The sequence below is a fragment of the Pseudomonas sp. PDM32 genome (assembly GCF_019219225.1).
Taxonomy (GTDB): Bacteria; Pseudomonadota; Gammaproteobacteria; order Pseudomonadales; family Pseudomonadaceae; genus Aquipseudomonas; species Aquipseudomonas laurylsulfatiphila.
In genome coordinates, this window is the sequence record NZ_JAHUWE010000007.1 from 289,666 (window position 1) to 312,690 (window position 23,025).

The window sequence follows — 23,025 nt, forward strand, 5'->3', positions numbered from 1 at the left end:
CATTCCCCAGCAGAATGCTCGGACATTCTGCTGGAGCCGGCCCTTGAAAGCCCTCGACGAACTCACCTTCGATAATCGCTTCGACCGCCTGGGCGAAGCGTTTTCCGCCCATGTGCTGCCCGAGCCCATCGACAATCCGCGCCTGGTCGTGGCCAGCCCCGCCGCCATGGCCCTGCTGGACCTCGACCCGGCCGAGGCCGAAACCCCGGAGTTCGCCGAACTGTTCAGCGGCCACAAGCTCTGGGCCGATGCGATTCCGAGGGCGATGGTCTATTCCGGGCATCAGTTCGGCTCCTACAACCCACAACTGGGCGACGGTCGCGGCCTGTTGCTCGGCGAGGTGTACAACGAGGCCGGCGAACACTGGGACCTGCACCTCAAGGGCGCCGGCCAGACGCCGTTTTCACGCATGGGCGATGGCCGGGCGGTACTGCGTTCGTCGATCCGCGAGTTCCTCGCTTCCGAAGCCCTGAATGCCCTGAATATCCCGACCACCCGCGCCCTGTGCGTGATCGGCTCCGACACCCCGGTGTGGCGTGAAAAGCAGGAGCGCGCGGCCATGGTCCTGCGCCTGGCACCAAGCCACGTGCGCTTCGGCCACTTCGAATACTTCTACTACACCAAACGCCCCGAGCAGCAGAAAGTACTGGGTGATCACGTGCTGGCCATGCACTTCCCGCAGTGCCTGGAACAACCGGAACCCTACCTGGCGATGTTCCGCGAAGTGGTCGAGCGCAACGCCGAACTGATCGCCAAATGGCAGGCCTATGGCTTCTGCCACGGAGTGATGAATACCGACAACATGTCGATCCTCGGGATTACATTCGACTTCGGCCCGTTCGCCTTCCTCGACGACTTCGACGCCAACTTCATCTGCAACCACTCCGACGACCAGGGCCGTTACTCCTTCAGCAACCAGGTGCCGGTTGGCCAGTGGAACCTCAGCGCCTTGGCTCAGGCCCTGACGCCGTTCATCAGCGTCGAAGCCCTGCGCGAAACCCTCGGCCTCTACCTGCCGCTGTTCCAGGCCCATTACCTGGACCTGATGCGCCGTCGTCTCGGCCTGACCACCGCAGAGGATGACGACCAGAAACTGCTGGAGAACCTGCTGCAACTGATGCAAAACAGCGGCGTCGACTACAGTCTATTTTTCCGCCGTTTGGGTGATGAAGCACCGGAACAGGCGATCACCCGCTTGCGCGACGACTTCGTCGATCTCAAGGGCTTTGATGCCTGGGGCGAGCTCTACGTCGCCCGAGTCAGCCGTGAAGGCACGCTTGATCAGGAGCAGCGCCGCCGGCGGATGCACGCGGTCAACCCGCTGTACATCCTGCGCAATTATCTGGCGCAAAAGGCCATCGATGCGGCAGAGAGCCGCGACTATTCAGAAGTTCGACGACTGCACGCGGTGCTGAGCAATCCATTCGAGGAACAACCGGGGATGGAAAGCTACGCAGAGAGGCCACCGGAATGGGGCAAGCATCTGGAGATCAGTTGTTCGTCGTGAGGCGGGTCAGATAAAGGTTTCTACAGACACACCGAAACGTTCGGCCAACCAGCGGATCTGCCGCAGGTTGAGCTGGCGTTTGCCGCTCAGGATCTCGGAAACGACCGACTGAGGGCCGACGCCAGGCAGGTCGCTCTGGCTCAAGCCGTGTTCGCGCATCAAGTAGCCAAGAACCTCGACTCCGCTGGGCTTCGGCATTGGGTGATGCTTGTGATCCCATTCTTCAATCCAGTCACCAATGATGTCTACCAGACTCATCAACGGGTGGGACTCATCGTCGCCGGTCATCTCGAGCAACTCGTCCAGCGCCTGTGCCAACAGGTCATAGTCGTCTTCGCTTTTCGGTTTTCGAAGCAACGGCGAGACGAACTCCCAATGCTCGGCAGCTCTTTCGATCAGGACACTCATGCTCTTTCCTCCTTCCATTTACCGCGATCATATTCGCGGTGGTCCAGCACATGCTTGATATAAAGCTTTTGCGATCGATACCTGACAAAAGCGATCAGCCGCAATTTGTTGCCACCGATATCGAAAACATGAAACTCGCCCACCTTGTCGACTGCAGGAAAGGTGGTTCTCATCGCCGCAAAATCCGACGGCTTGCTTCCTTTGGCTAATTGATACCAATGATCCAGCGCGTTGGCTGCCATTGGCCATTTCGCCTTGGCTTCACGTACTCTTTTTTCGGTGAGAACATGCATGCAACATCCTTATCGCATTTTGCTATGGAAAGTTAATCTCAGATCAAAAATATCGCAAGTTGCGATAATGCTCTACAGACAAGCGGTCTGGCTCGGCAAGACTCAAGCCTAGATTCACCGCACACCGCTGCACGATTGAAAATATGAGCAAACGTCTCCAACTAGGTGTTATCAGCTCCCCATTGGACCTTGCTCATGACCGACCCACTCCTCATCCCCTGCCCCCACTGCAACGGCCTCAACCGCATCCCCGCCGAGCGTCTCAACGACCACCCGAAATGCGGACGCTGCAAGGCCGAAGTCCTGCTGAACAAGCCGTTTGAATTGAAACAAGGCGACTACGCCAGCCAGATCAAAGGCGATCTGCCGCTGCTGGTGGACGTGTGGGCGGACTGGTGTGGGCCGTGCAAGTCGTTTGCACCGGTGTTCGAGCAGGCGGCCGGGCAACTGGAGGGCAAGTGCCGGTTGGCCAAGCTGGACAGCGAGGCGAACCAGCAGTTGTCCGCGCAGTTGGGGATTCGCTCGATCCCGAGCCTGATCCTGTTCAAGAACGGCCGGGAGGTCGCACGGCAGAGCGGGGCGTTTCCGTTGCCGCAGTTGATGGCCTGGCTGCGTAGCCAGGGTATCTGAGGCAACACAGCCCCTGTGGGAGCGAGCTTGCTCGCGATAGCGGTGTTTCAGTCAGCAGTGATGTTGACTGTGAAGCCCTCATCGCGAGCAGGCTCGCTCCCACAGGTTTTGCGTGTTTCCTGATAATCAGGTGTTTTCCAGCAGGTTATGCAGCTCGACAAACTGCTGGGTCAGCTTGTGCCGCGGGTCGAGATGGATCAGCGGCGTGTTGGCCTGGTGGGATTCGCGCATGCGTACCGAGCTGGCCAGGTACACCGGCAGCACCGGCAGGCCTTCGGCGATCAGTTCGTCGAGGATTTGCTGGGGCAAGCTGGCGCGGGCCTGGAACTGGTTGACGACGATGCCTTCAACTTCCAGGCCTTCGTTATGGTCGTCCTTCAACTCTTCGATTTCCGCCATCAGGCCGTACAGTGCCTGGCGTGAAAAACTGTCGCAATCGAAGGGAATCAACACACGATCGGCGGCAATCAATGCAGAAACTGCATAGAAATTCAGCGATGGCGGGGTATCGAGGTAAATCCGGTCGTAGTCTTCGCTCAGTTCCTCAAGCAACTTACGCAGCTTGTTGATCTTGTGCTTGGCTTCAAGCTTTGGCTGCAAGTCCGCCAGTTCGGCGGTGGCGGTAATGACGTGGAGGTTATCGAAGGGGGTTTCGTAGATGTCGACCTGATTCTTTTTGGAGAACGGCCCGGAAGACAGCGTCTGCTTGAAGAAATCGGCGATGCCCATCGGGATGTCGCTACCCGTGAGCCCCGTCAGGTACTGAGTGGAGTTGGCCTGGGCATCGAGATCCACCAACAAGGTGCGAAAACCCTCGTTGGCACTGACCGCCGCCAGATTGCAGGCAATGCTGGACTTGCCAACACCACCCTTCTGATTGAACACCACGCGCCGCATGTCAAAACCCCCGTGTATCAAAGAATGACCGAGTGTAGTGGTGCACGGCGTTGCTTCGCTACCTTGTCGGCACAGGGACTACACAGTCAGTTGCCTTCTCTTGCTTGAAAAGCCGTGAACGGCCCGATGGTTTGACGCAGGAACCGACAGACGGAGCAGTGATTGTGTGAATAATTACCAATCGCTCAGTTTTTGCGAGCCAGTCGCCGCATCTTGTTGAGCAAAATGTAACCAGCATTTGCTACACGTTCCCGGCACCGGGATAATGCGCGCCACTCGGCGGCAAACGCCGCGCTGGGTGAGTCTCGGCTCTCGGCCACTCCCCGCGTCAAGTAAGCCCGAGAGGGCGGGATGAATGTCTGTGATCAACTTCAACATCGCCCAATGGCGCGCCTGGGCCCCGGGGCTTGAGAGCGTGAGCGACTGGCAGGCCTGGAGCCGGCAACCCGTCGTGCTGTCGGACAGCGATGTCGCTCCCGACGTTTCCTTTCTACCGGCCATGCGGCGCCGCAGGCTCAGCCGCCTGGCACGGATGGCATTCAGTGTCGGCTGGCCATTGGCCGAAGGCCGGCAGGATCTGCCATTGGTCTTTGTTTCCCGTCACGGCGAAACCCCGCACACCGTCGACATTCTCAGTGATCTGGCCGCCGACCAGCCGCTGTCGCCGACCCGGTTCAGCTTGTCTGTGCATAACGCGATTATTGGCTTGTGGTCGATCATGCGCGGTGAAACCAGCGAAATGACGGCCCTGGCTGCCGCAGGCGATGGCCTGGAGCACGGCATGCTCGAAGCTGCCGCGCTACTGGCCGAAGGCGCTGGCGCGGTACTGCTGGTGGTCACCGAAGAGCGGCCGCCCGAGGCGTACTCGACCTGGATCGACGACGTGCCGTTCCCATATGCCGTCGGCCTGCTGATCACACCAGGTACCGACTGGCAGTTGTCCCTGAACAGCCCCTCGGAAGCGTTGTCCAAATCCCGCTGGCCCCACGCGCTGAATCTGTTGCGTATGCTGCTCGGCCAGCAAACCACCTGCCAACATGCCTGGAAAAATCGTGTATGGACCTGGCAACGCAACCCGTGACCGAGAAAAACCGCGACGCCTATTACTGGCGCTTGCTGGCCACCGCCGCGAGCTTTGCCCTGTTCGGGTTGGGCGGCCTGTGCCTGCGCCTGGTGATTTTCCCTGTGCTGAACTGCCTGCCCGGCGACGCCCGCACCCATCGGCTGCGGGCCCGGCAAACCGTCAGCCGCTGTTTCTGGATTTTTGTGCGCTTCATGGCCCGTACCGGGGTGCTGACCTACGACATTGAAGGCGCGGAAAAACTCGGTCGCCCCGGGCAAATGATCCTTGCCAATCACCCCTCGCTGATCGACGTGGTGTTTCTGATCGGCCTGGTGCGTCACGCCAATTGCGTGGTCAAGCAAAGCCTCTGGGAAAACCCTTTCACCCGCGGACCGCTGCGCTGCACCGATTACATCAGCAACGACGGCAGCATGGACATGCTCGACGCGGCTGCCGATGCGCTGAAAGACGGCCAGACCCTGATCATTTTCCCCGAAGGCACGCGCACCCGGCCCGGACAGGCCCCGGCCTTTCATCGGGGCGGTGCGGCAATCGCCGTGCGGGGTGCGAAAATCCTCACCCCGGTCATTATCAAGGTCAACCCGACCACATTGACCAAGGCCGAGCCCTGGTACCGCATCCCAAAGCGGCGCGTGCACTTCAGTTTCCGGGTCGGGGCCGATATAGACCCACAGGCCTTCGCCTCGCTGGGGCCGGCTCCGCAAGCCTCGCGCAAGCTCAACGATTATTTGCATTCTTACTTCATCAAGGAGCTCGCCGAAGATGAGCGATCGGAACACCCATAGCCTGGTGCTGGAAATCAAAGAGCTGATCATCGACGCCCTGGGCCTCGAGGACATCAGCGCCGAAGACATCGGCAACGAGCAGACGCTGTTCGGCGAAGGCCTGGGCCTGGACTCGGTGGACGCCCTGGAACTGGGCCTGGCCATCCAGAAAAAGTACGGCATCAAAATCGATGCCGATGCCAAAGACACTCGTAATCACTTCAGTAACGTGGCGAGCCTTGCGGCGTTCGTCACCGCAAAACAGGCAGCTTGAGACCGGACCATGCAAACTCGTGACGACATTTTCAACACCCTGCGCGATGCCCTGGTCGAGCTTTTCGAACTGGACCCCGGGCGTGTGAGCCTGGAATCCAACCTGTATCAGGACCTGGAAATCGACAGCATCGACGCGGTCGACCTGATCGATCACATCAAACGTCAGACGGGCAAGAAAATCGCCGCCGAAGAATTCAAATCGGTGCGTACCGTCAGTGACGTGGTCGAAGCGGTCTACCGTCTGGTTCAACCGGCCGCATGAGTCGTCTGATTGGCCTCGGCCTGCTGCTGGCAGGCCTTTTGTATCCCTTTGCGGTGTATTTCGGCATGGAGCACTTCGCCCCCTGGCAGTTCGGCCTACTGCTGGGCGGACTGTGGCTGGCCCGGGCGCTGACCGGCAAACGTCGGCCCGGCAGCCTGTGGATGGCGACGGTGGCCATTGTGTTCTGCCTGTTGCTGGCACTGTTCGACAGCCCGGCGCTGTTGCGCTGGTATCCGGTGTTGATCAGCGCCTTCATGTTGGTGCTCTTCGGCTCGAGCCTGACATTCGGCCCACCGATCGTCGAACGCCTGGCCCGGGTGCGCGAGCCGCAATTACCGGCCGAGGGCATTCGCTATACCCGTCAGGTGACCGTCGCCTGGAGCGTCTTTTTTCTATGCAACGGTTTGTGTGCCGCCGCCCTGACCCTCTGGGCGCCGCTGAGCTGGTGGACGCTGTACACCGGCCTGATCTCCTACGGATTGATAGGCCTGATGTTTGCCATTGAATGGCTGATACGACTAAGGGTACGAGGCCACCCATGAATTGGATAAAACTTGAGCACCTGCTGCTCAAGGCCCGGCCGGACCGTGCCATCACGACCGGTCCGGCACTGGATCACGCCCGACTGTGCGAACTGTCGCTGAGCCTTGCCGCCGGCCTGCAAGCCCGGGGTGTACGGCAGATGGCCGTGCACCTTGAGGATGCCGCCGACCTGGCGATCGCCCTACTCGGCGCCTGGCGTGCCGGGGTCAGTGTGCTGCTGCCGTCCGACCTGCAACCGCAGACCCGTCAACGCTGGTCAGGCGAAGTTGATCTGTGGCTGACCGATCAACCGGGCGACATGCACCTTGGCGATTTCCAACAGCCACCGCTCAGTGCCGCTGTACTGGACCTGGATAACTGTCGGCTGAGCCTGTGCACATCCGGTTCCAGTGGCGAACCCAAGCGCATCGAAAAAAACCTGCGTCAACTGGCCAATGAAATCGAAGCCCTGGAACAGCTGTGGGGCTCTGGCCTGGGCCCGGCGTGCATCATTGGCAGCGTCGCCACCCAGCACATCTACGGTTTGTTGTTTCGGGTACTGTGGCCGTTGTGCGCCGGACGTCCGTTCGTACGCAAGCAATTGGCGTTCCCGGAAGACCTGCAACGTGCCAGCCGCGAGCACCCGGCCTTTGCCTGGGTGGCCAGCCCGGCGCTGCTCAAGCGCATGGGCGACAACCTCGACTGGCCTGCCTTGAGCTGCGTACGCCGGGTGTTTTCCTCCGGCGGCGCATTGCCGGTCGAGGCCGCACAGAGCCTGCATGAGCGTCTCGGGCAATGGCCAACGGAAATTTTCGGCAGCTCGGAAACCGGCGGCATCGCCTGGCGTCAGGGCGCTGAACTCTGGCAGCCCTTTGCCGATGTCACGCTGACTCAAGACAGTGAAGGGGCGCTGCTGATCGCTTCGCCCTACTTGCCTGACGGTCATGTCGAACAGACTGCCGATTCAGCACGTATCGCCGTCGATGGTCGCTTTGAATTGCTCGGGCGACTGGACCGGATCGTCAAACTGGAAGAAAAACGCATCTCGCTGCCGATGCTGGAGCAGGCGCTGATGGCCCATGACTGGGTCAGCGAAGCGCGGCTCGGCGTGGTTCAGGAAAACCGCGCCTCCCTGGGGGCCTTGTTGGTCCCGAGCGAAGCCGGTTTGCATGCTCTGCGCAATCTGGGCCGACGCAGCTTCACCGAGCAATTGCGCCAACACCTGAGCCAACACTGCGAAACCCTGGCCCTGCCAAGGCGTTGGCGCCTGCTGCGACAACTGCCGCTGAACGCTCAGGGCAAGCTGCCCCAGGCCGACGTCGATGCCCTGTTGCTGGCGCCGCGCCCCAAAACCCCGGAGGTGCTGGAGCAAGTCGAAAGCGATGGCGAATGGAGCCTGCAACTGGCCGTGCCACCGGACCTGGCCTATTTTAGCGGTCACTTCCCCAAGGCGCCGGTATTGCCTGGTGTGGTGCAGGTGGACTGGGCGCTGAGCCTGGGCCGGCAACTGATGAACCTGCCGGAGAAATTCGCCGGCATGGAAGTCTTGAAGTTCCAGCAACTGGTACGCCCGGGCGATGAAATCCAGCTGCACCTGCGCTTCGACCCGGTGCGCGGCAAACTGTATTTCGCTTATCGCAACGAAACTGCCACCTGCTCCAGCGGGCGGATCTTGCTGGAGGCGGCGCATGTGTAAGTTTGGTGAGTGCTGCGCACTCATTCGCGAGCAAGCCCGCTCCCACACTGGATTTGTGTCGAGAACAAATTTCGAGTTCGGATGCGATCCAATGTGGGAGCGAGCCTGCTCGCGAAGCAGACACCTCGGTCTTTCAGGTGTACACCAACATGCATAGCCCCTGCGCCATTGTCCCGGTGTACAACCACGAAGACGCCATCACCACAGTGGTCGATGCGCTGATCGCCAACCATCTGCCGTGCATCCTGGTGGACGATGCCAGCAGCCCGCGCTGCGCCCGGGTACTGGACCGCCTGGCCCAGCGTGAAATGGTTTACCTGATCCGCCTCGCCGAAAACCAGGGCAAGGGCGGCGCGGTCATGACCGGCTTGCGCGAAGCTTCACGCCTGGGTTTCAGCCATGCCTTGCAGGTGGATGCCGATGGCCAGCACGACTTGCAGGACGTCAAACGCTTCATCGAACAATCACGCCGCCACCCACGGGCGGTGATCTGCGGTTATCCGCAATATGACGCCAGCGTGCCGAAAGGCCGTTTGTATGCGCGCTACCTCACCCACGTCATGGTCTGGATCAACACCCTGTCGTTGCAGATTCGCGACTCCATGTGCGGTTTCCGGGTTTACCCGTTGCCACCAGTCCTGGCGTTGATCGAGTCGGCGAAAATCGGCAAGCGCATGGACTTCGACTCGGACATCCTGGTGCGCCTGGCCTGGCGCAATCAGCCGATGTTATGGCTGCAAACCAAAGTCCGTTACCCGCTGGACGGCGTTTCGCATTTTCGGATGTTCCACGACAACGTGCTGATTTCCAGCATGCACACGCGGCTGTTCTTCGGCATGTTGCTGCGCTCACCCATGATCCTCTGGCGACGGTGGCGGACATGAGTGCCGACAAACAACACTGGGCCGACCGCGAGGAGCGCGGCAGTTTCTGGCTGATGAAGCTCACCGCATTCGGCGCCAAAGTGCTGGGCCGTCGAGTACTGAGCCCGGTGTTGTACGGCATCGTCCTGTACTTCTTCCTGTTCGGTCGCAGTGCGCGACACAGTGCCTGGCAATACCAGCAACGCCTGGCCGACTGGAGCGGTCGCAACGAACTGCGCCCGAGCCATTGGCGAGTATTCGGCCAGTTCATGGCGTTCGCCGACTCCATGCTCGACAAACTCGACGTCTGGAACGGCAGGCTGAGCATCGAGCAAATCGAAATCATCGACCCGGCGCTGCTGCGCGAGCAGTTGCGCGCTGCCCGCGGCCAGATGCTGGTGGGCGCACACCTAGGCAACCTGGAAGTCTGCCGCGCACTGGCGGAAATCGGCGAAAAGGTCACGATGAACGTGCTGGTGCACACCAAGCACGCCGAACAGTTCAACCGTTTGCTGGGCGAAGCCGGGGCGACCAACTTGCGCCTGATTCAGGTCAGCGAACTGGACCCGGGGATCATGCTGCAACTGAGCGAGCGCCTGGAGCGTGGCGAGTGGCTGGCGATTGCCGGCGACCGCGTGCCGCTGCATGGCGGGCGCAGCGTGACCGTGGACTTTCTCGGCCATCCGGCCAGATTCCCTCAAGGCCCGTGGTTGCTGGCCGGCCTGCTGAAATGCCCGATCAATCTGCTGCTGTGCCTGAAAAAGCCCGATGGCGACTATCGACTGACCATTGAACCCTTCGCTGAGGCAATCACCTGGATACGCAGCGACCGTGAACAGGTCATTCATCAGTGGGCGTCCCGCTACGCCGAGCGCCTGAGTCACTATTGCCTCGAAGCGCCCCAACAATGGTTCAACTTTTACCCTTTCTGGAAGACCGATGACGACGCCAACGCTTGAGCCGGTAACCTTCGGCGAACGCCCTCTGCGCATTGAAGATGTGCTGGCACTGGCCAACCGCAAGGTGCCGGCGCAGTTGCAAAGCGATCCCGCCTACCGCGAGCGCATCGCCAAGGGTGCACGTTTTCTCGACTCGCTGCTGGACAAGGAAGGCGTGATCTATGGCGTGACCACCGGTTATGGCGATTCCTGTGTGGTCGCGGTGCCGCTGCATCACGTCGAAGCGCTGCCGCAGCATCTGTACACCTTCCACGGCTGCGGGCTGGGCAGACTGCTCGACGCCCAGGCCACCCGCGCGGTATTAGCGGCGCGTCTACAGTCGCTGTGCCACGGTGTTTCCGGGGTGCGCGTGGAGCTGCTCGAACGCCTGCAGGCGTTTCTTGAACACGACATCCTGCCGCTGATTCCGGAGGAAGGCTCGGTCGGCGCCAGCGGTGACCTGACGCCGCTTTCGTACGTTGCCGCCACGCTGTCCGGCGAACGCGAAGTGATGTTCCGCGGCGAACGCCGGCAGGCTACCGATGTGCACCGCGAACTCGGCTGGCAACCACTGGTGCTGCGGCCGAAAGAAGCCCTGGCACTGATGAATGGCACTGCCGTAATGACCGGACTCGCCTGCCTGGCCTTCGCCCGCGCCGATTACCTGCTGCAACTGGCCACGCGCATCACCGCGCTGAACGTGGTCGCCCTGCAGGGCAACCCGGAGCACTTCGACGAGCGCCTGTTCGCCGCCAAGCCACATCCGGGGCAGATGCAGGTCGCCGCGTGGCTGCGCAAGGATCTGGCCATCGACGCGCCGACCGCGCCCTTGCATCGCCTGCAAGACCGCTACTCCCTGCGCTGCGCGCCCCATGTGCTGGGCGTGCTGGCCGACAGCCTGAACTGGCTGCGTTCGTTCATCGAGATTGAACTCAACAGCGCCAACGACAACCCGATCATCGACGCCGAAGCCGAGCGCGTGCTGCACGGCGGGCACTTCTACGGCGGGCACATCGCGTTCGCCATGGACAGCCTGAAAAACCTCGTGGCCAACGTCGCCGACCTGCTGGACCGGCAACTCGCGCTGCTGGTGGACGAGCGCTACAACCATGGCTTGCCGAGCAACCTGTCCGGCGCCACGGCTGACCGCGCCATGCTCAACCACGGCTTCAAGGCCGTGCAGATCGGCACCAGCGCCTGGACCGCCGAAGCACTGAAAAACACCATGCCGGCCAGCGTCTTCTCACGCTCCACCGAATGCCACAACCAGGACAAAGTCAGCATGGGCACCATCGCCGCCCGGGATGCGATCCGCGTATTGGAACTCACCGAACAAGTGGCAGCCGCCACCCTGCTGGCGGCCAATCAGGGTGTCTGGCTGCGCGGCCAGGCCGAAGATGCGCGCCCACTGCCACCCGCACTGGCCGCCATGCACGAAGCCTTGGCCGGGGACTTCCCACCGGTCATCGAAGACCGCGCGCTGGAAGGCGAGTTGCGCCTGTGCCTGCAGCGCATCGCCCAACAACACTGGAGGCTGCATGCGTAGCAAGGGACTTCTGCACACCGACACGGAAATCGTCGTACCGTTCTTTGACGTCGACAGCATGCACGTGGTCTGGCACGGCCATTACGTCAAATACCTGGAAGTCGCCCGCTGCGCGCTGCTGGACACGATCGGCCACAACTACACGGCGATGAACGAATCCGGCTACGCGTGGCCGGTGATCGACCTGCAATTGCGCTACGTGCGCGGTGCGGTGTTCGGCCAGAAACTCAACGTGCGCGCCAATCTGGTGGAGTGGGAGAACCGTTTGAAGATCAACTACCTGATCAGCGATCTGCAAACCGGTGAACGCCTGACCCGGGCCATGACGGTACAGGTCGCCGTCGACCTCGCCAGCCGCGAGATGCAACTGGCCTCGCCGAAGGTGTTCACCGACGCTGTTGAGAAGGTGCTGGCATGACTTCAGGTCTCAACACCTCATTTGTGACCGCCCCAAATCCCTGTGGCGAGCGAGCTTGCTCGCGCTTGAGTGCGCAGCACTCACAACGTCGCCAAGGTCCGCTGCCATCTTGGGGCCGCTACGCGACCCAACGCGAGCAAGCTCGCTCGCCACGTTTTTCAGTGTTCAGATACCTCGCTGCCCTGGCGCTGTTCGGGCTCTCCTCCATGGCCCATGCCTTCGACCTGCAACAACTCAGCGAGCAACTGGCCAAACCCGAGGTGATCCACGGCAACTTCATCCAGGAGAAACACCTGCGCGCCCTGCCCCAGCCGCTGACCAGCAAGGGCTCGTTCGTGCTGGCAAAAAACCACGGCTTGTTGTGGCTGCTGAAAACGCCTTTGCAACAGGACTATCGCATCACCACCAAAGGCATTGCCCGGCGAGACGGCAGTGTCTGGCAAATGCTGCCGGGCAAAAGCGCCGGTGCCGAGCAGAACCGTTTGTTCCTCGCCGTGCTGCAAGGCGACAGCAGTGGCCTGCAACGGGATTTCGAGCTGTCCCTGAGCGGCGACGCACAGAACTGGAAGCTCACGCTGGTGCCGCGCTCGATGCTGCTCAAGCAGGTGTTCAACCAGATCAACATTACCGGCGCAGCACTGGTGCAGAGCATCGAACTGCTCGAAACCCAGGGCGACAGTACGTTGTTGCGCATGCAGGACAGCACCAGCGCCCAGCCGTTGAGCGACGCGGAGCAACATGACTTTGCCGAGTGAACGGTTACTGCCACGCCTGTTTCTGATCCTGCTGCTGGCAGTACTGGCGCTCGCGTGTTGGCAATGGCGTGACGGCGCGCCACTGTCGGCGAACCTGATGGAACTGGTGCCCGGCACGGCGCCCGACGCCCTGGAACTGCGCGCCGAACAACGCATGCAAGAACCGCTGAACCGCGAAATGCTAGTGCTGGTCGGCCACGCCGATCGCCAACAAGCCGTCGCCATGGCGCAAGCCCTCGGCGAGCAATGGCAGGCCAGCGGACTGTTCGAAAAGGTCCAGTGGACCCTGCAAGCCGACTTGCCGGCACTGCGCACGCAATTGCTGCAAAGTCGCCTGGCGATGCTCTCGGCGGTGGACCGACAACTGCTGATCGAGCACCCCGACACCTTTATCCAGCAACGCGTGCAAGCCTTGTTCGACCCGTTCAACGGTTACAGCCTGGTGCCGAGCCAGGACGACTGGCTGGGCCTGACCGGGCGCATCCAGAACAGCCAGCCGCAACGCGGTTCGGTGCAACTGGACATCGGCAGCGGCACCCTGGTCGCCGATGCCGATGGCAAAAGCTGGGTGCTGCTGCGTGCGCGCACCACCGGCAACGCCTTCGACATGAACCTGCCGCTGCAAGTGGCCGACCTGCTCGAGCACAGCCGCGAACAAGCTGCGCAGCACGAGGTGCAACTGCTCGCCGCCAGCGGCTTGCTGTACGCGGCCCACGGGCAACAACAGGCCGCCCGGGAAATGACCTGGGTCGGTGGCGGTGCCACCGTCGGGATTCTGTTACTGCTGCTCTTGGCCTTCCGGCGCTGGCGCGTGTTGCTGGCGTTCGTGCCGGTGCTGGTGGGCATGCTCTTCGGAGCGGTGGCCTGCGTGGCGCTGTTCGGCCATATGCACGTGATGACCCTGGTACTGGGTTCGAGCCTGATCGGTGTGGCGGTCGACTACCCGCTGCACTATCTGTCCAAAAGCTGGAGCCTGAAACCCTGGCACAGCTGGCCGGCCCTGCGCCTGACCCTGCCAGGGTTGACCCTGAGCCTGATCACCAGCGGTATCGGCTATCTGGCCCTGGCCTGGACACCCTTCCCGGCGCTGACCCAGATTGCCGTGTTCTCTGCCGCCGGTTTGCTCGGCGCTTATTTGTCCGCCGTGTGCCTGCTGCCGGCCTTGCTCAAGGGCGTGGAGCTGCGTCCGGCGCAGTGGCCATTGCGCGTTTGCGAGCATTTGCTGGGCTGTCGTGAAGCACTGCTCAATCAGGTGAAAACGCCAGTCCTGCTGGCGCTGCTGATCGCCTTTTGCGTGGGCGGGCTGTTGCAGCTGAGCAGCAAAAACGACATTCGCCAGTGGATCAGCGCACCGCAACAATTGACCGACGAAGCCCGGACCATTGCACAGATCACCGGCTATCAACCCACCAGCCAGTTCTTCCTGATACGCGCCGCCAATCAGCAGCAATTGCTTGAACGCCAGACCGCCCTGAGCGAACGACTGGATCAATTGATTGGCCTGGAAAAGCTCCAGGGGTATCTGTCGCTCAATCAACTAGTCAGCCCGCCGAATGCACAGCAGCAGGTGCGCGAAGCGTTGAGCAGACTGCCGGCGCTCTGGCAGCCGTTGCTCGACATCGGTGTACCGGCCGAGGCGCTGCAAGCCGAGCTGACGAAGCTACAGGCACTGCCGGCCGTGGACATCGACGCAGCGCTCAGCGGCCCGCTGGCAGAACCCTACCGGCCCCTGTGGCTGGGGCCGACCGAAGACGGCGTGGCGGCGATGGTCAGCCTGCAAGGCATCAACAACCCGGCCCTGCTGCGGCTCCAGGGCGAGGACCTACCCGGTGTGACACTGGTGGATCGACTGGGTGAATTGAACACTGTCTTCGCCGCCACCCAAATCAGCGCCGCTGAACTGAAACTCGCCTCCTGCGTGCTGATCGTACTGGTGCTTATCCTGCCGTTCGGTCTCGGCGGTGCATTGCGCATCGTCTCCCTGCCGCTACTGGCGGCGTTGTGCAGCCTGGCCAGCCTCGGTTGGCTGGGGCAGCCGTTGACCCTGTTCAGCCTGTTCGGCCTGCTGCTGGTGACGGCGATCAGCGTCGATTACGCGATCCTGATGCGCGAACAGGTCGGCGGCGCGGCCGTGAGCCTGTTGGGCACCCTGCTGGCGGCGTTGACCACCTGGTTGTCGTTCGGTCTGCTGGCGGTGTCGAGCACCCCGGCGGTGAGCAACTTCGGATTGTCGGTGAGCCTCGGCCTGGTCTTCAGCTTCCTGCTGGCACCCTGGGCCGGTCGACAGGTGCACGCGCCCACAGCCGCGGAGCATGCAACGTGATGATCGTTCTGTTCTGGGCGATGGCCCTGGCGTTGTTCGCGCTGGCGACCCGTGTCGGCCGGCATTTTGGCCTGATTCCCATCGTCAGCCAGTTGTTGCTGGCAACCCTCGGTTTGCCGCTGCTGATGTATTTCTGGGTCGAGCCGCAATGGCAATTGAGCGGTGCGCAGCTGGTGTCGCCGGGCTGGCTGAAGAACCTCTACAGCCTGAGTTTTGCCCTGTTGCTGGGCTACATCCTCAGCGATGTGATCGACCTGCAACTGGAGCGCCAGAGCCTGAAAATCGCCCTGCCGAGCTTTTGCATTCCGTTTGCCTGTGGCCTGGCCACGGCGATCTGGCTGTTGCCGGCGCAACCCTGGATCAGCTCGCTGGCCGTCGGCCTGTTGTTCGCCATCACCGCGATTCCGGTGCTGTACCTGTACCTGCGACACATCGATTACCCGCCCGCTGCCACCCGGCGTCTGGTGCAAACCGCGATCCTCATCGATCTCGCCTGCTGGACATTGTTCGGCCTCGCCCAGGGCAGCCTGCACCTGAGCAGCCTGTTGCTGCCACTGGCCGGCGCCTGCCTGCCGGTACTGCTGCGGCTGCTTGGCTTGCGCCAGACGTGGCTCTACAGCCTGTGTTTTTTCGCCCTGCTGGTCGTCGCCGAGCACTACAAGCTCAATGCGCTGATTTTCGGCATCGGCTATGTATTGATCATGGCCGCCTTGAAAGCGCCACTGGTGCTGCCGCTGCCGGCCATCTGGATGAGCGGTTTGCAGACGTACATCGCCATCCCGTTGATCCTCACGTTCGGTATCGTGCAGATCAACGTGCACAGCGCGATGGACAGCCTCGGCTGGGGGCAACTGGTCGCCCTGCTGCTGTTGCCGATGCTGAGCAAACTGCTGGGCAACTGGCTCGGCCTCGGCTGGGCCGGGGCCTCGTTCAAGGGCGCCAGCCGCTGGCGGGAAAGTGTGCTGCTGAACATCCGCGGCTTGAGCGAGATCGTCTTTCTCAACCTGTTGCTGCAACAGCAACTCATCAGCCCGCCGCTGTACTTTGCGCTGATGCTGATGGGTCTGATCGCTACATTGCTGCCAGCCCTGACCGGTATGCACCGAATCCCCCTGAAAGCCGCTGTCCCGGCAAGGAGCCCTCATGCCAACCGTTGAAATGGAATGCCGCCAGGTCGTGGTCATCGGTGCCGGTCCTTCGGGCGCCATCGCCGCCGCATTGCTCAAGCGCAAGGGACACGATGTGCTGGTGATTGAGCGTCAGCATTTTCCACGCTTTTCCATCGGTGAAAGCCTGTTGGCCCATTGCCTGGATTTCGTCGAAGAGGCGGGCATGCTCGACGCCGTCAACGCGGCCGGCTTCCAGGTGAAAAACGGTGCCGCCTTTGCCTGGGGCGAACGTTACAGCGCGTTCGATTTCGGCGAGACGTTCAGCCACGGCAAATCAACGACATTTCAGGTCCAGCGCGCCGATTTCGACAAGCTGCTGGCCGATCAGGCCACGCTTCAAGGCGTGGAGATCCGCTATGGCGAAACCATCGTCAGCGTCGACATCGACCCGGAAAAACCGCAGCTCGGCGTGCGCCGCGAGGACGGCAGCGAATACCGCATCGAGGCCGGTTTCATGCTCGATGCCAGTGGCTACGGCCGCGTGCTGCCGCGCTTGCTCGACCTAGAGGCGCCGTCGAACTTCCCGGTGCGCCAGGCCGTGTTCACCCATATCGAAGACCGTATCGACCACCCGGCCTTCGACCGCAGCAAGATCCTCGTGACCACTCATCCGACCCAACGCGACCTTTGGTTCTGGACCATTCCGTTCAGCAACGGGCGCTGCTCGGTCGGCGTGGTTGCCGCCGAGGAACGTTTCGCCGGCCGCAGCGACAATCTGGACGAGTGCCTGCGCGGCTTTATCGGCGAGACGCCAAGCCTGGCCGGCGTGTTGCAAAATGCGCAGTGGGACACCCCGGCCCGCACCATCGGCGGTTACTCGGCCAACGTCAAAACCTTGCACGGTCCGGGTTTCGCACTGCTGGGCAATGCCGCGGAATTCCTCGACCCGGTGTTTTCTTCCGGCGTGACCATCGCCATGCGTTCGGCGAGCATGGCGGCCGGGGTATTGCACCGTCAGCTGCAAGGCGAAGCCGTCGACTGGCAAACCGAATTCGCCGAGCCGCTCAAGCGCGGCGTCGATACCTTCCGTTGCTACGTCGAAGGCTGGTACGCCGGAACCTTCCAGGATGTGATTTTCCATGAGAGCAGCTCGCCGGAAATTCGCGGAATGATCAGCTCCATCCTTGCAGGATATGCCTGGGACCCACGCAACCCGTTCGTCAGCGAAGCCCGGCGCCGGTTGAAGGTGATATCGGAGTTCTGTGCAGGGGCTGCGTCATGAACCACTTGAGCGACCACTACGTCGAAGAAACCCGCTTCGGTTTGTGGTTCCTGCGCAGCCGGATCTGGCAACACTATGTGCTGCGGCTGGCGGTCAACGATTTGCGCGGCCTGTTCAGCGAAGCGCCGCCTGCCGACCCGATACTGCTGGATGCAGGCTGTGGTCAGGGCAAGTCATTCGCGCTGCTGCGCCAGGCCTTTGCGCCCGCTCGCCTGATCGGCATCGATGCCGACCCGCAGAGCCTCACCCAGAGCGCCGAAGAAGCGGTGCGCCAGGGCATGGACGTGGAGCTGATCGGCAGCGACTGCGCGAACCTCAAGCTGGCGGACGCCAGTATCGACCTGCTGTTCTGTCACCAGACGTTCCATCACCTGGTGCAGCAGGAACAGGCCCTGGCCGAGTTCTACCGCGTGCTCAAGCCGGGCGGTTATCTGCTGTTCGCCGAGTCCACCGAGGCCTACATTGATACCTGGGTGATCCGCTGGTTGTTCCGCCACCCGATGGACGTGCAGAAAAGTGCTGCGCAATACCTGCAAATGATCCGACAACAGGGTTTCGAATTTACCGCGCAAAACGTGTCTTATCCGTACCTGTGGTGGAGTCGCGCCAAGGATTTCGGCCTGCTCGAATACCTGGGTGTGTGCAAGCCAAAACCCTTTGGCCAACGGGAAGAAACCCTGGTCAATGTGGTGGCGCGCAAACCTTTTGAAGGAACTGTGTGATGTCGATTACCCGTCGCCTGAAATACTCAACCTGTGGGAGCGGGCTTGCTCGCGAAAGCGGTGGGTCAGCCAGCGGATATGTCGGATGTACTGCCGCTTTCGCGAGCAAGCCCGCTCCCACAGGGGTCGCCAGTGTGTTGCGATTTCTGTTGGTCGCCGCGGCACTGCTTCTGAGCGCCTGCACCAGCCGGGCGCCATTGCCCGCGCAAAATCCGGATCTGCCGTTGCCGCTGCAATTGCATATTCAGCTATTGAAACCCGACGACCGCCTGGACTGGGTAGTGGTGATCCAGCGCGAAGAAACGGGCATTCGCTGGTCAATGATGGACCTGCTGGGCATCCCCCAGGCCCGCCAGCTATTGAACGATAAAACCTGGCACGCCGACGGCTTGTTGCCACCCAACCCGCAAGCCCGGGAACTGTTCGCAGCGCTGCTGTTTGCGCTGACGCCGGATGATGAACTGGCGGCCAACTATCCCGGCGCCTGGCAGCACGGCAGACAACGGTCCCTTCCCGAGCGCTGGGACATCCGCTACACACAACCGCAGAATTTTGAATTGATGATTACGAAAGGTGCGACCTATCAAGTCACGCCCCTGAGCGGTGAAACACCATGACGGCTTACCTCAATGCCCTCGGATTGGTCTGCGCGCTGGGCCGCGACAAGCAGGAGGTTGCCCGCCACCTGTTTGCCGGCGACTGCGGCGGCATGCGCGAACAAGCCGGGTGGGTGCCGCAACGCACGCTGCCGGTCGGCGCAGTCCAGGGCAACCTGGCACCCCTTCCAGCCGACATGTCGCGCCATCACAGTCGCAACAATCAGCTGCTGCTGGAAGCCACGCTGCAAATCCGCCCGGACATCGACAGCGCCATCCAGATTTACGGTCGCGATCGCATTGGTGTCGTGCTCGGCACCAGTACCTCGGGCATCGACGAAGCCAGCCAGGGCCTGGCCCATTACCTGCGCGAAAAGCAGTTCCCGCCCGAGTACGACTACCAGCAACAGGAGCTGGGTGCGCCGGCAAACTTCCTCGCCGAGTGGCTGCAATTGAGTGGGCCGGCCTATGTCATTTCCACGGCTTGCACCTCCAGTGCCCGGGCCTTGATGAGCGCCCAGCGCCTGTTGGACCTGGGCGTCTGCGACGCGGTGCTGTGTGGCGGTGTCGATACCCTGTGCAAGCTGACTCTCAACGGTTTCTCGGCGCTGGAAGCGGTCTCGGAACAGCGTTGCAATCCGTTTTCAGTGAACCGCAACGGCATCAACATTGGCGAAGCGGCGGTGCTGTTCCTGATGACCAGACACGCAGGCGACAGCCAGCCGATTGCCTTGCTCGGCAGCGGCGCCAGCTCCGATGCACATCACATTTCCGCCCCCGAGCCGACGGGGCGTGGCGCCCTGCAAGCCATGCGCAAAGCCTTGGGCCGCGCCAACCTGCAACCGGAGCAGATCGCTTACCTGAACCTGCACGGTACTGCCACCCAACACAACGACGCCATGGAAAGCCTGGCCGTGGCAACGCTGTTCCCGGCCGGTGTGCCCTGCTCGTCGAGCAAACCCATGACCGGCCACACCCTCGGTGCAGCCGGGGCGCTGGAAGCGGCGTTCTGCTGGTTGAGCCTGAGCGCCGACAATCGCGGGCATGCCCTGCCGCCGCACGTCTGGGACGGGCAGCCCGATCCCGAATTGCCGCCGCTGCAATGGGTGACCCCGGCCACTCGCCTGACGTCCATTGCACCCCGTTACCTGATGAGCAATTCCTTTGCCTTCGGTGGCAACAACGTCAGCCTGATTATCGGAGACGCCCCATGATTGACTGGCCGCTCGCCGAACTGCTGCCCCACGCTGGCGACATGATCCTTATCGATCAGGTCCTGGCGTTCGATGAAGAGCAGATTCACACCCGCCTGACCGTCAAGCCCGATGGCCTGTTCAATCTCCCCGACGGCAGCCTGCCGGCCTGGGTCGGCATCGAACTGATGGCGCAGAGCGTGGCCGCCTTTGCCGGTTGCCATGCGCGTCAGCGCGGCGATGCGGTGGAGTTGGGCTTTCTGCTCGGCAGCCGAAAATTCGAATGCAACGTTGAAAGCTTCCCGGCCGGCACCGAGTTGACCCTCCACGGGATTCGCTCCCTGGAGGACGACAACGGCATGGGCGTGTTCGAGTGCCACATCAACGGCCAAGGGATTCACGCCACCGCTCGTCTGAACGTGTTCCGCCCACCCCAGGCCGCTCAATATCTTCATGAACCCGAAGGAGTCCAGTCATGACTGAATCCGTACTGGTCACCGGTTCCAGCCGTGGCATCGGCCGCGCCATCGCCTTGCGCCTGGCCCGGGCCGGGCACGACATCGTGCTGCATTGCCGTAGTGGCCTGGCCGACGCCGAAGCCGTCAAGGCCGAAGTCGAGGCCTTGGGCCGCCGTGCGCGCATCCTGCAGTTCGACGTGGCCGACCGCGCCCGTTGCAAGGAAATTCTCGAAGCCGACGTGGAAACCCACGGCGCCTACTACGGCGTGGTGCTCAATGCCGGCCTGACCCGGGACGGTGCCTTTCCGGCCCTGAGCGAGGACGATTGGGACGTGGTGATGCGCACCAATCTCGACGGTTTCTACAACGTGCTGCACCCGGTAATGATGCCGATGATCCGGCGTCGCGCCGCCGGGCGAATTGTCTGCATCACCTCGGTGTCCGGGCTGATCGGTAACCGTGGCCAGGTCAACTACAGCGCTTCCAAGGCCGGGTTGATCGGCGCGGCCAAGGCATTGGCGATCGAGCTGGGCAAGCGCAAAATCACCGTTAACTGTGTCGCACCCGGCCTGATCGACACAGCCATGCTCGATGAAAACGTGCCGGTGGAAGAACTGATGAAAATGATCCCCGCACAACGCATGGGCACCCCTGAAGAGGTGGCTGGCGCGGTGAATTTCCTGATGTCGGCGGAAGCCTCGTACATCACCCGGCAGGTTCTGGCCGTCAACGGAGGCCTGTGCTGATGAAGCGCGTCGTCGTCACCGGCATGGCCGGCATTACCTCACTGGGCAGCGACTGGGACACCATCGCCGGCAACTTCGCGGCCAACCGCAGCGGCATCCGCCGGATGGACGAGTGGGATCGTTTTACCGAACTCAACACACGCCTGGCAGCCCCCATCGATGACTTCAAGGTGCCAAGCCACTGGACCCGCAAGCAACTGCGCAGCATGGGCCGGGTCTCGCGGCTGGCGGTGGGCGCGGCGGAGATGGCGCTGGCCGATGCCGGCCTGTTGGGCGACGAATCGATCAAGGACGGGCGTATGGGCGTCGCCTGCGGTTCCTCGACCGGCAGCACCGACGAGATCAAGGCGTTCGGCAACATGCTGCTCAACTCGGTGGCCGAAGGCCTGAACGCCAATTCCTACGTGCGCATGATGCCGCACACCACCGCGGCGAACATCAGCATCTTCTTCGGCCTCACCGGCCGCCTGATTCCGACGTCCAGCGCCTGCACCAGCGGCAGCCAGGGCATCGGCTATGCCTACGAGGCGATCAAGTTCGGCCGCCTGCCGCTGATGCTCGCCGGCGGCGCCGAGGAACTGTGCCCGACCGAAGCCATGGTCTTCGATGCGCTCTACGCCACCAGCCTGAAAAACGACACCCCACAACGCAGCCCGCGCCCTTACGACACCGCACGCGATGGCCTGGTGATCGGTGAGGGTGGCGGCATGCTGGTGCTCGAAGAACTGGAACACGCCCTGGCCCGTGGCGCCCGCATCCACGCCGAGATCGTCGGGTTCGGCAGTAATGCCGACGGCCAGCACACCACCCGTCCGGAGCAAATCACCATGCGCAGGGCCATGGAACTGGCCCTGGAAGACGCCGGGCTGACACCTTCGGACATCGGCTACGTCAACGGCCACGGCACCGCCACCGAACAGGGCGACATCGCCGAAACCCTGGCCACCAGCAGCCTGTTCGGCGAACACATGCCCATCAGCTCGCAGAAGAGCTTCCTCGGCCACACCCTCGGCGCCTGCGGTGCACTGGAATCCTGGTTCAGCATCGAAATGATGAACCGCGACCTCTACGCCCACACCTTCAACCTCGACGAAGTCGACCCGCATTGCGGCAAGCTCGACTACCTGCGCGGCGAGTTTCGGCAGATGAGTAATCAGTACGTGATGAACAACAACTTTGCGTTTGGCGGGGTGAATACTTCGCTGATTTTCAAGCGCTGGCCGTAAGCAACGTCAAAAGATCGCAGCCTTCGGCAGCTCCTACAAGAAACCTGTAGGAGCTGCCGAAGGCTGCGATCTTTTTGATGGGCGATGTAGCTTTCAGGGCGGATCAAGGTTATCCAACACCCGATTCACCGCCAGCTCCCCCAACATGATCGACTGCTGGATGCCCAGCAGGGTATGGCCCTCTGATCCCTTCAGGTCTCTGGCGAAGTCGCTCGCCATGACGCTTGCCGAGGCCAGCGACACGCAGGCGTATTCCAGCAGGGTGCGGTTGTCGATGTCGGGGGCGATGAGGAAGATTGTACTGGTCATGATTCAGCGTCCTGAAAGTGGGCGGCCACACCGAATCGTTGCTGATCATAAGGGTGGCAGCTGTACGCAGGTTAGCAGACCGGACAAACCGAAAACCGGCGCGCCCGAAGGCGCCCTGCGCACAGCCACCGTCAAGGGCAGGTATGGACATACCTGCCTATCAGGAGCGCAAATGCGCTTTGGTTTGCTACGGGCTGCTAAA

26 protein-coding genes are annotated in these 23,025 nt (G+C 62.0%); 22 read left to right on the forward strand and 4 right to left on the reverse strand.

The genetic code is table 11. The features are described from left to right. The first annotated feature begins 43 nt into the window (after positions 1–43). Positions 44–1,507, forward strand: coding sequence for a protein adenylyltransferase SelO (gene selO / locus KW846_RS15700; RefSeq protein WP_218483263.1), 1,464 nt, complete (start codon positions 44–46; stop codon positions 1,505–1,507). 6 nt (positions 1,508–1,513) lie between these two features. On the opposite strand, the gene KW846_RS15705 is transcribed toward selO, so the two are convergent. Further along, positions 1,514–1,915: a type II toxin-antitoxin system HigA family antitoxin gene (locus tag KW846_RS15705; protein WP_102698607.1), complete on the reverse strand. Its 402-nt coding sequence runs from the start codon at positions 1,913–1,915 to the stop codon at positions 1,514–1,516. After that, complete coding sequence (locus KW846_RS15710) at positions 1,912–2,208, reverse strand: type II toxin-antitoxin system HigB family toxin (protein WP_102698606.1); 297 nt, start codon at positions 2,206–2,208, stop codon at positions 1,912–1,914. The genes KW846_RS15705 and KW846_RS15710 overlap by 4 nt, the downstream gene beginning before the upstream one ends. A gap of 195 nt (positions 2,209–2,403) precedes the next feature. Between KW846_RS15710 and trxC the strand changes: the two genes are divergently transcribed. After that, on the forward strand, positions 2,404–2,838 hold the full coding sequence (trxC, locus tag KW846_RS15715) for a thioredoxin TrxC (RefSeq protein WP_126048827.1): 435 nt from the start codon (positions 2,404–2,406) through the stop codon (positions 2,836–2,838). Between the two features lie 126 nt (positions 2,839–2,964). Here the strand turns inward: trxC and KW846_RS15720 are convergent, their stop codons facing one another. Beyond that, complete coding sequence (locus KW846_RS15720) at positions 2,965–3,735, reverse strand: ParA family protein (protein WP_218483264.1); 771 nt, start codon at positions 3,733–3,735, stop codon at positions 2,965–2,967. A gap of 355 nt (positions 3,736–4,090) precedes the next feature. Here KW846_RS15720 and KW846_RS15725 point away from each other — a divergent pair, with 355 nt between their 5' ends. From KW846_RS15725 to KW846_RS15820, 20 genes are all read left to right on the forward strand, one after another. After that, positions 4,091–4,816: a beta-ketoacyl synthase chain length factor gene (locus KW846_RS15725; RefSeq protein WP_218483266.1), complete on the forward strand. Its 726-nt coding sequence runs from the start codon at positions 4,091–4,093 to the stop codon at positions 4,814–4,816. Then, on the forward strand, positions 4,792–5,604 hold the full coding sequence (locus KW846_RS15730) for a 1-acyl-sn-glycerol-3-phosphate acyltransferase (protein WP_218483268.1): 813 nt from the start codon (positions 4,792–4,794) through the stop codon (positions 5,602–5,604). The genes KW846_RS15725 and KW846_RS15730 overlap by 25 nt, the downstream gene beginning before the upstream one ends. Beyond that, positions 5,582–5,857 (forward strand): phosphopantetheine-binding protein, encoded by a 276-nt coding sequence (locus tag KW846_RS15735; protein ID WP_095964643.1) that lies wholly within the window; start codon positions 5,582–5,584, stop codon positions 5,855–5,857. The genes KW846_RS15730 and KW846_RS15735 overlap by 23 nt, the downstream gene beginning before the upstream one ends. Positions 5,858–5,866: 9 nt before the next feature. Beyond that, on the forward strand, positions 5,867–6,121 hold the full coding sequence (locus KW846_RS15740) for an acyl carrier protein (protein ID WP_007972204.1): 255 nt from the start codon (positions 5,867–5,869) through the stop codon (positions 6,119–6,121). Then, on the forward strand, positions 6,118–6,663 hold the full coding sequence (locus tag KW846_RS15745; protein WP_015093164.1) for a hypothetical protein: 546 nt from the start codon (positions 6,118–6,120) through the stop codon (positions 6,661–6,663). Before KW846_RS15740 ends, KW846_RS15745 begins: the two co-directional genes overlap by 4 nt. After that, the gene (locus KW846_RS15750; RefSeq protein ID WP_218483270.1) at positions 6,660–8,339 is read left to right on the forward strand and encodes an acyl-CoA synthetase family protein; all 1,680 of its coding nucleotides are present in this window, start codon (positions 6,660–6,662) and stop codon (positions 8,337–8,339) included. The genes KW846_RS15745 and KW846_RS15750 overlap by 4 nt, the downstream gene beginning before the upstream one ends. A 149-nt stretch (positions 8,340–8,488) precedes the next feature. Then, a complete protein-coding gene (locus tag KW846_RS15755) occupies positions 8,489–9,223 on the forward strand; it encodes a glycosyltransferase family 2 protein (protein ID WP_218483272.1) in 735 nt (244 codons plus the stop codon). After that, entirely contained in the window at positions 9,220–10,161 is a 942-nt protein-coding gene (locus tag KW846_RS15760; RefSeq protein ID WP_218483274.1) for a glycosyl transferase, read from the forward strand. Before KW846_RS15755 ends, KW846_RS15760 begins: the two co-directional genes overlap by 4 nt. Further along, complete coding sequence (gene hutH / locus KW846_RS15765; RefSeq protein ID WP_218483276.1) at positions 10,142–11,686, forward strand: histidine ammonia-lyase; 1,545 nt, start codon at positions 10,142–10,144, stop codon at positions 11,684–11,686. The genes KW846_RS15760 and hutH overlap by 20 nt, the downstream gene beginning before the upstream one ends. Continuing rightward, positions 11,679–12,104 (forward strand): thioesterase family protein, encoded by a 426-nt coding sequence (locus KW846_RS15770; protein ID WP_218483278.1) that lies wholly within the window; start codon positions 11,679–11,681, stop codon positions 12,102–12,104. Before hutH ends, KW846_RS15770 begins: the two co-directional genes overlap by 8 nt. Before the next feature lie 206 nt (positions 12,105–12,310). Further along, positions 12,311–12,859, forward strand: a complete 549-nt coding sequence (locus KW846_RS15775) for an outer membrane lipoprotein carrier protein LolA (RefSeq protein WP_218483374.1) — start codon at positions 12,311–12,313, stop codon at positions 12,857–12,859. Further along, positions 12,843–15,182, forward strand: coding sequence for an MMPL family transporter (locus KW846_RS15780; protein ID WP_218483280.1), 2,340 nt, complete (start codon positions 12,843–12,845; stop codon positions 15,180–15,182). The genes KW846_RS15775 and KW846_RS15780 overlap by 17 nt, the downstream gene beginning before the upstream one ends. Beyond that, positions 15,182–16,339, forward strand: coding sequence for a sodium:proton antiporter (locus KW846_RS15785; protein ID WP_218483376.1), 1,158 nt, complete (start codon positions 15,182–15,184; stop codon positions 16,337–16,339). Before KW846_RS15780 ends, KW846_RS15785 begins: the two co-directional genes overlap by 1 nt. Then, entirely contained in the window at positions 16,326–17,573 is a 1,248-nt protein-coding gene (locus KW846_RS15790; protein WP_218483283.1) for an NAD(P)/FAD-dependent oxidoreductase, read from the forward strand. Before KW846_RS15785 ends, KW846_RS15790 begins: the two co-directional genes overlap by 14 nt. Continuing rightward, a complete protein-coding gene (locus tag KW846_RS15795) occupies positions 17,570–18,295 on the forward strand; it encodes a class I SAM-dependent methyltransferase (protein ID WP_218483285.1) in 726 nt (241 codons plus the stop codon). The genes KW846_RS15790 and KW846_RS15795 overlap by 4 nt, the downstream gene beginning before the upstream one ends. Beyond that, positions 18,295–18,912, forward strand: coding sequence for a hypothetical protein (locus KW846_RS15800; RefSeq protein ID WP_218483288.1), 618 nt, complete (start codon positions 18,295–18,297; stop codon positions 18,910–18,912). The genes KW846_RS15795 and KW846_RS15800 overlap by 1 nt, the downstream gene beginning before the upstream one ends. Further along, the gene (locus tag KW846_RS15805; RefSeq protein WP_218483290.1) at positions 18,909–20,105 is read left to right on the forward strand and encodes a beta-ketoacyl-[acyl-carrier-protein] synthase family protein; all 1,197 of its coding nucleotides are present in this window, start codon (positions 18,909–18,911) and stop codon (positions 20,103–20,105) included. The genes KW846_RS15800 and KW846_RS15805 overlap by 4 nt, the downstream gene beginning before the upstream one ends. Continuing rightward, on the forward strand, positions 20,102–20,563 hold the full coding sequence (locus KW846_RS15810; RefSeq protein WP_218483293.1) for a hotdog family protein: 462 nt from the start codon (positions 20,102–20,104) through the stop codon (positions 20,561–20,563). Before KW846_RS15805 ends, KW846_RS15810 begins: the two co-directional genes overlap by 4 nt. Continuing rightward, positions 20,560–21,288, forward strand: coding sequence for a 3-oxoacyl-ACP reductase FabG (gene fabG, locus KW846_RS15815; protein ID WP_102698590.1), 729 nt, complete (start codon positions 20,560–20,562; stop codon positions 21,286–21,288). Before KW846_RS15810 ends, fabG begins: the two co-directional genes overlap by 4 nt. After that, complete coding sequence (locus KW846_RS15820) at positions 21,288–22,514, forward strand: beta-ketoacyl-ACP synthase (RefSeq protein ID WP_218483295.1); 1,227 nt, start codon at positions 21,288–21,290, stop codon at positions 22,512–22,514. Before fabG ends, KW846_RS15820 begins: the two co-directional genes overlap by 1 nt. Before the next feature lie 93 nt (positions 22,515–22,607). Here KW846_RS15820 and KW846_RS15825 read toward each other — a convergent pair whose 3' ends face one another. Beyond that, positions 22,608–22,823 (reverse strand): DUF6124 family protein, encoded by a 216-nt coding sequence (locus KW846_RS15825; RefSeq protein WP_218483297.1) that lies wholly within the window; start codon positions 22,821–22,823, stop codon positions 22,608–22,610. Positions 22,824–23,025 lie beyond the last annotated feature (202 nt).

What these genes read in the sequence shown, in the direction of transcription:
- KW846_RS15705 (WP_102698607.1), bottom strand. Translation starts at nt 1,915, where the DNA reads ATGAGTGTCCTGATCGAAAGAGCTGCCGAGCATTGGGAGTTCGTCTCG.
- KW846_RS15710 (WP_102698606.1), bottom strand. Translation starts at nt 2,208, where the DNA reads ATGCATGTTCTCACCGAAAAAAGAGTACGTGAAGCCAAGGCGAAATGG.
- trxC (WP_126048827.1), top strand. Translation starts at nt 2,404, where the DNA reads ATGACCGACCCACTCCTCATCCCCTGCCCCCACTGCAACGGCCTCAAC.
- KW846_RS15720 (WP_218483264.1), bottom strand. Translation starts at nt 3,735, where the DNA reads ATGCGGCGCGTGGTGTTCAATCAGAAGGGTGGTGTTGGCAAGTCCAGC.
- KW846_RS15725 (WP_218483266.1), top strand. Translation starts at nt 4,091, where the DNA reads ATGTCTGTGATCAACTTCAACATCGCCCAATGGCGCGCCTGGGCCCCG.
- KW846_RS15730 (WP_218483268.1), top strand. Translation starts at nt 4,792, where the DNA reads ATGGACCTGGCAACGCAACCCGTGACCGAGAAAAACCGCGACGCCTAT.
- KW846_RS15735 (WP_095964643.1), top strand. Translation starts at nt 5,582, where the DNA reads ATGAGCGATCGGAACACCCATAGCCTGGTGCTGGAAATCAAAGAGCTG.
- KW846_RS15740 (WP_007972204.1), top strand. Translation starts at nt 5,867, where the DNA reads ATGCAAACTCGTGACGACATTTTCAACACCCTGCGCGATGCCCTGGTC.
- KW846_RS15745 (WP_015093164.1), top strand. Translation starts at nt 6,118, where the DNA reads ATGAGTCGTCTGATTGGCCTCGGCCTGCTGCTGGCAGGCCTTTTGTAT.
- KW846_RS15750 (WP_218483270.1), top strand. Translation starts at nt 6,660, where the DNA reads ATGAATTGGATAAAACTTGAGCACCTGCTGCTCAAGGCCCGGCCGGAC.
- KW846_RS15755 (WP_218483272.1), top strand. Translation starts at nt 8,489, where the DNA reads ATGCATAGCCCCTGCGCCATTGTCCCGGTGTACAACCACGAAGACGCC.
- KW846_RS15760 (WP_218483274.1), top strand. Translation starts at nt 9,220, where the DNA reads ATGAGTGCCGACAAACAACACTGGGCCGACCGCGAGGAGCGCGGCAGT.
- hutH (WP_218483276.1), top strand. Translation starts at nt 10,142, where the DNA reads ATGACGACGCCAACGCTTGAGCCGGTAACCTTCGGCGAACGCCCTCTG.
- KW846_RS15770 (WP_218483278.1), top strand. Translation starts at nt 11,679, where the DNA reads ATGCGTAGCAAGGGACTTCTGCACACCGACACGGAAATCGTCGTACCG.
- KW846_RS15775 (WP_218483374.1), top strand. Translation starts at nt 12,311, where the DNA reads ATGGCCCATGCCTTCGACCTGCAACAACTCAGCGAGCAACTGGCCAAA.
- KW846_RS15780 (WP_218483280.1), top strand. Translation starts at nt 12,843, where the DNA reads ATGACTTTGCCGAGTGAACGGTTACTGCCACGCCTGTTTCTGATCCTG.
- KW846_RS15785 (WP_218483376.1), top strand. Translation starts at nt 15,182, where the DNA reads ATGATCGTTCTGTTCTGGGCGATGGCCCTGGCGTTGTTCGCGCTGGCG.
- KW846_RS15790 (WP_218483283.1), top strand. Translation starts at nt 16,326, where the DNA reads ATGCCAACCGTTGAAATGGAATGCCGCCAGGTCGTGGTCATCGGTGCC.
- KW846_RS15795 (WP_218483285.1), top strand. Translation starts at nt 17,570, where the DNA reads ATGAACCACTTGAGCGACCACTACGTCGAAGAAACCCGCTTCGGTTTG.
- KW846_RS15800 (WP_218483288.1), top strand. Translation starts at nt 18,295, where the DNA reads ATGTCGATTACCCGTCGCCTGAAATACTCAACCTGTGGGAGCGGGCTT.
- KW846_RS15805 (WP_218483290.1), top strand. Translation starts at nt 18,909, where the DNA reads ATGACGGCTTACCTCAATGCCCTCGGATTGGTCTGCGCGCTGGGCCGC.
- KW846_RS15810 (WP_218483293.1), top strand. Translation starts at nt 20,102, where the DNA reads ATGATTGACTGGCCGCTCGCCGAACTGCTGCCCCACGCTGGCGACATG.
- fabG (WP_102698590.1), top strand. Translation starts at nt 20,560, where the DNA reads ATGACTGAATCCGTACTGGTCACCGGTTCCAGCCGTGGCATCGGCCGC.
- KW846_RS15820 (WP_218483295.1), top strand. Translation starts at nt 21,288, where the DNA reads ATGAAGCGCGTCGTCGTCACCGGCATGGCCGGCATTACCTCACTGGGC.
- KW846_RS15825 (WP_218483297.1), bottom strand. Translation starts at nt 22,823, where the DNA reads ATGACCAGTACAATCTTCCTCATCGCCCCCGACATCGACAACCGCACC.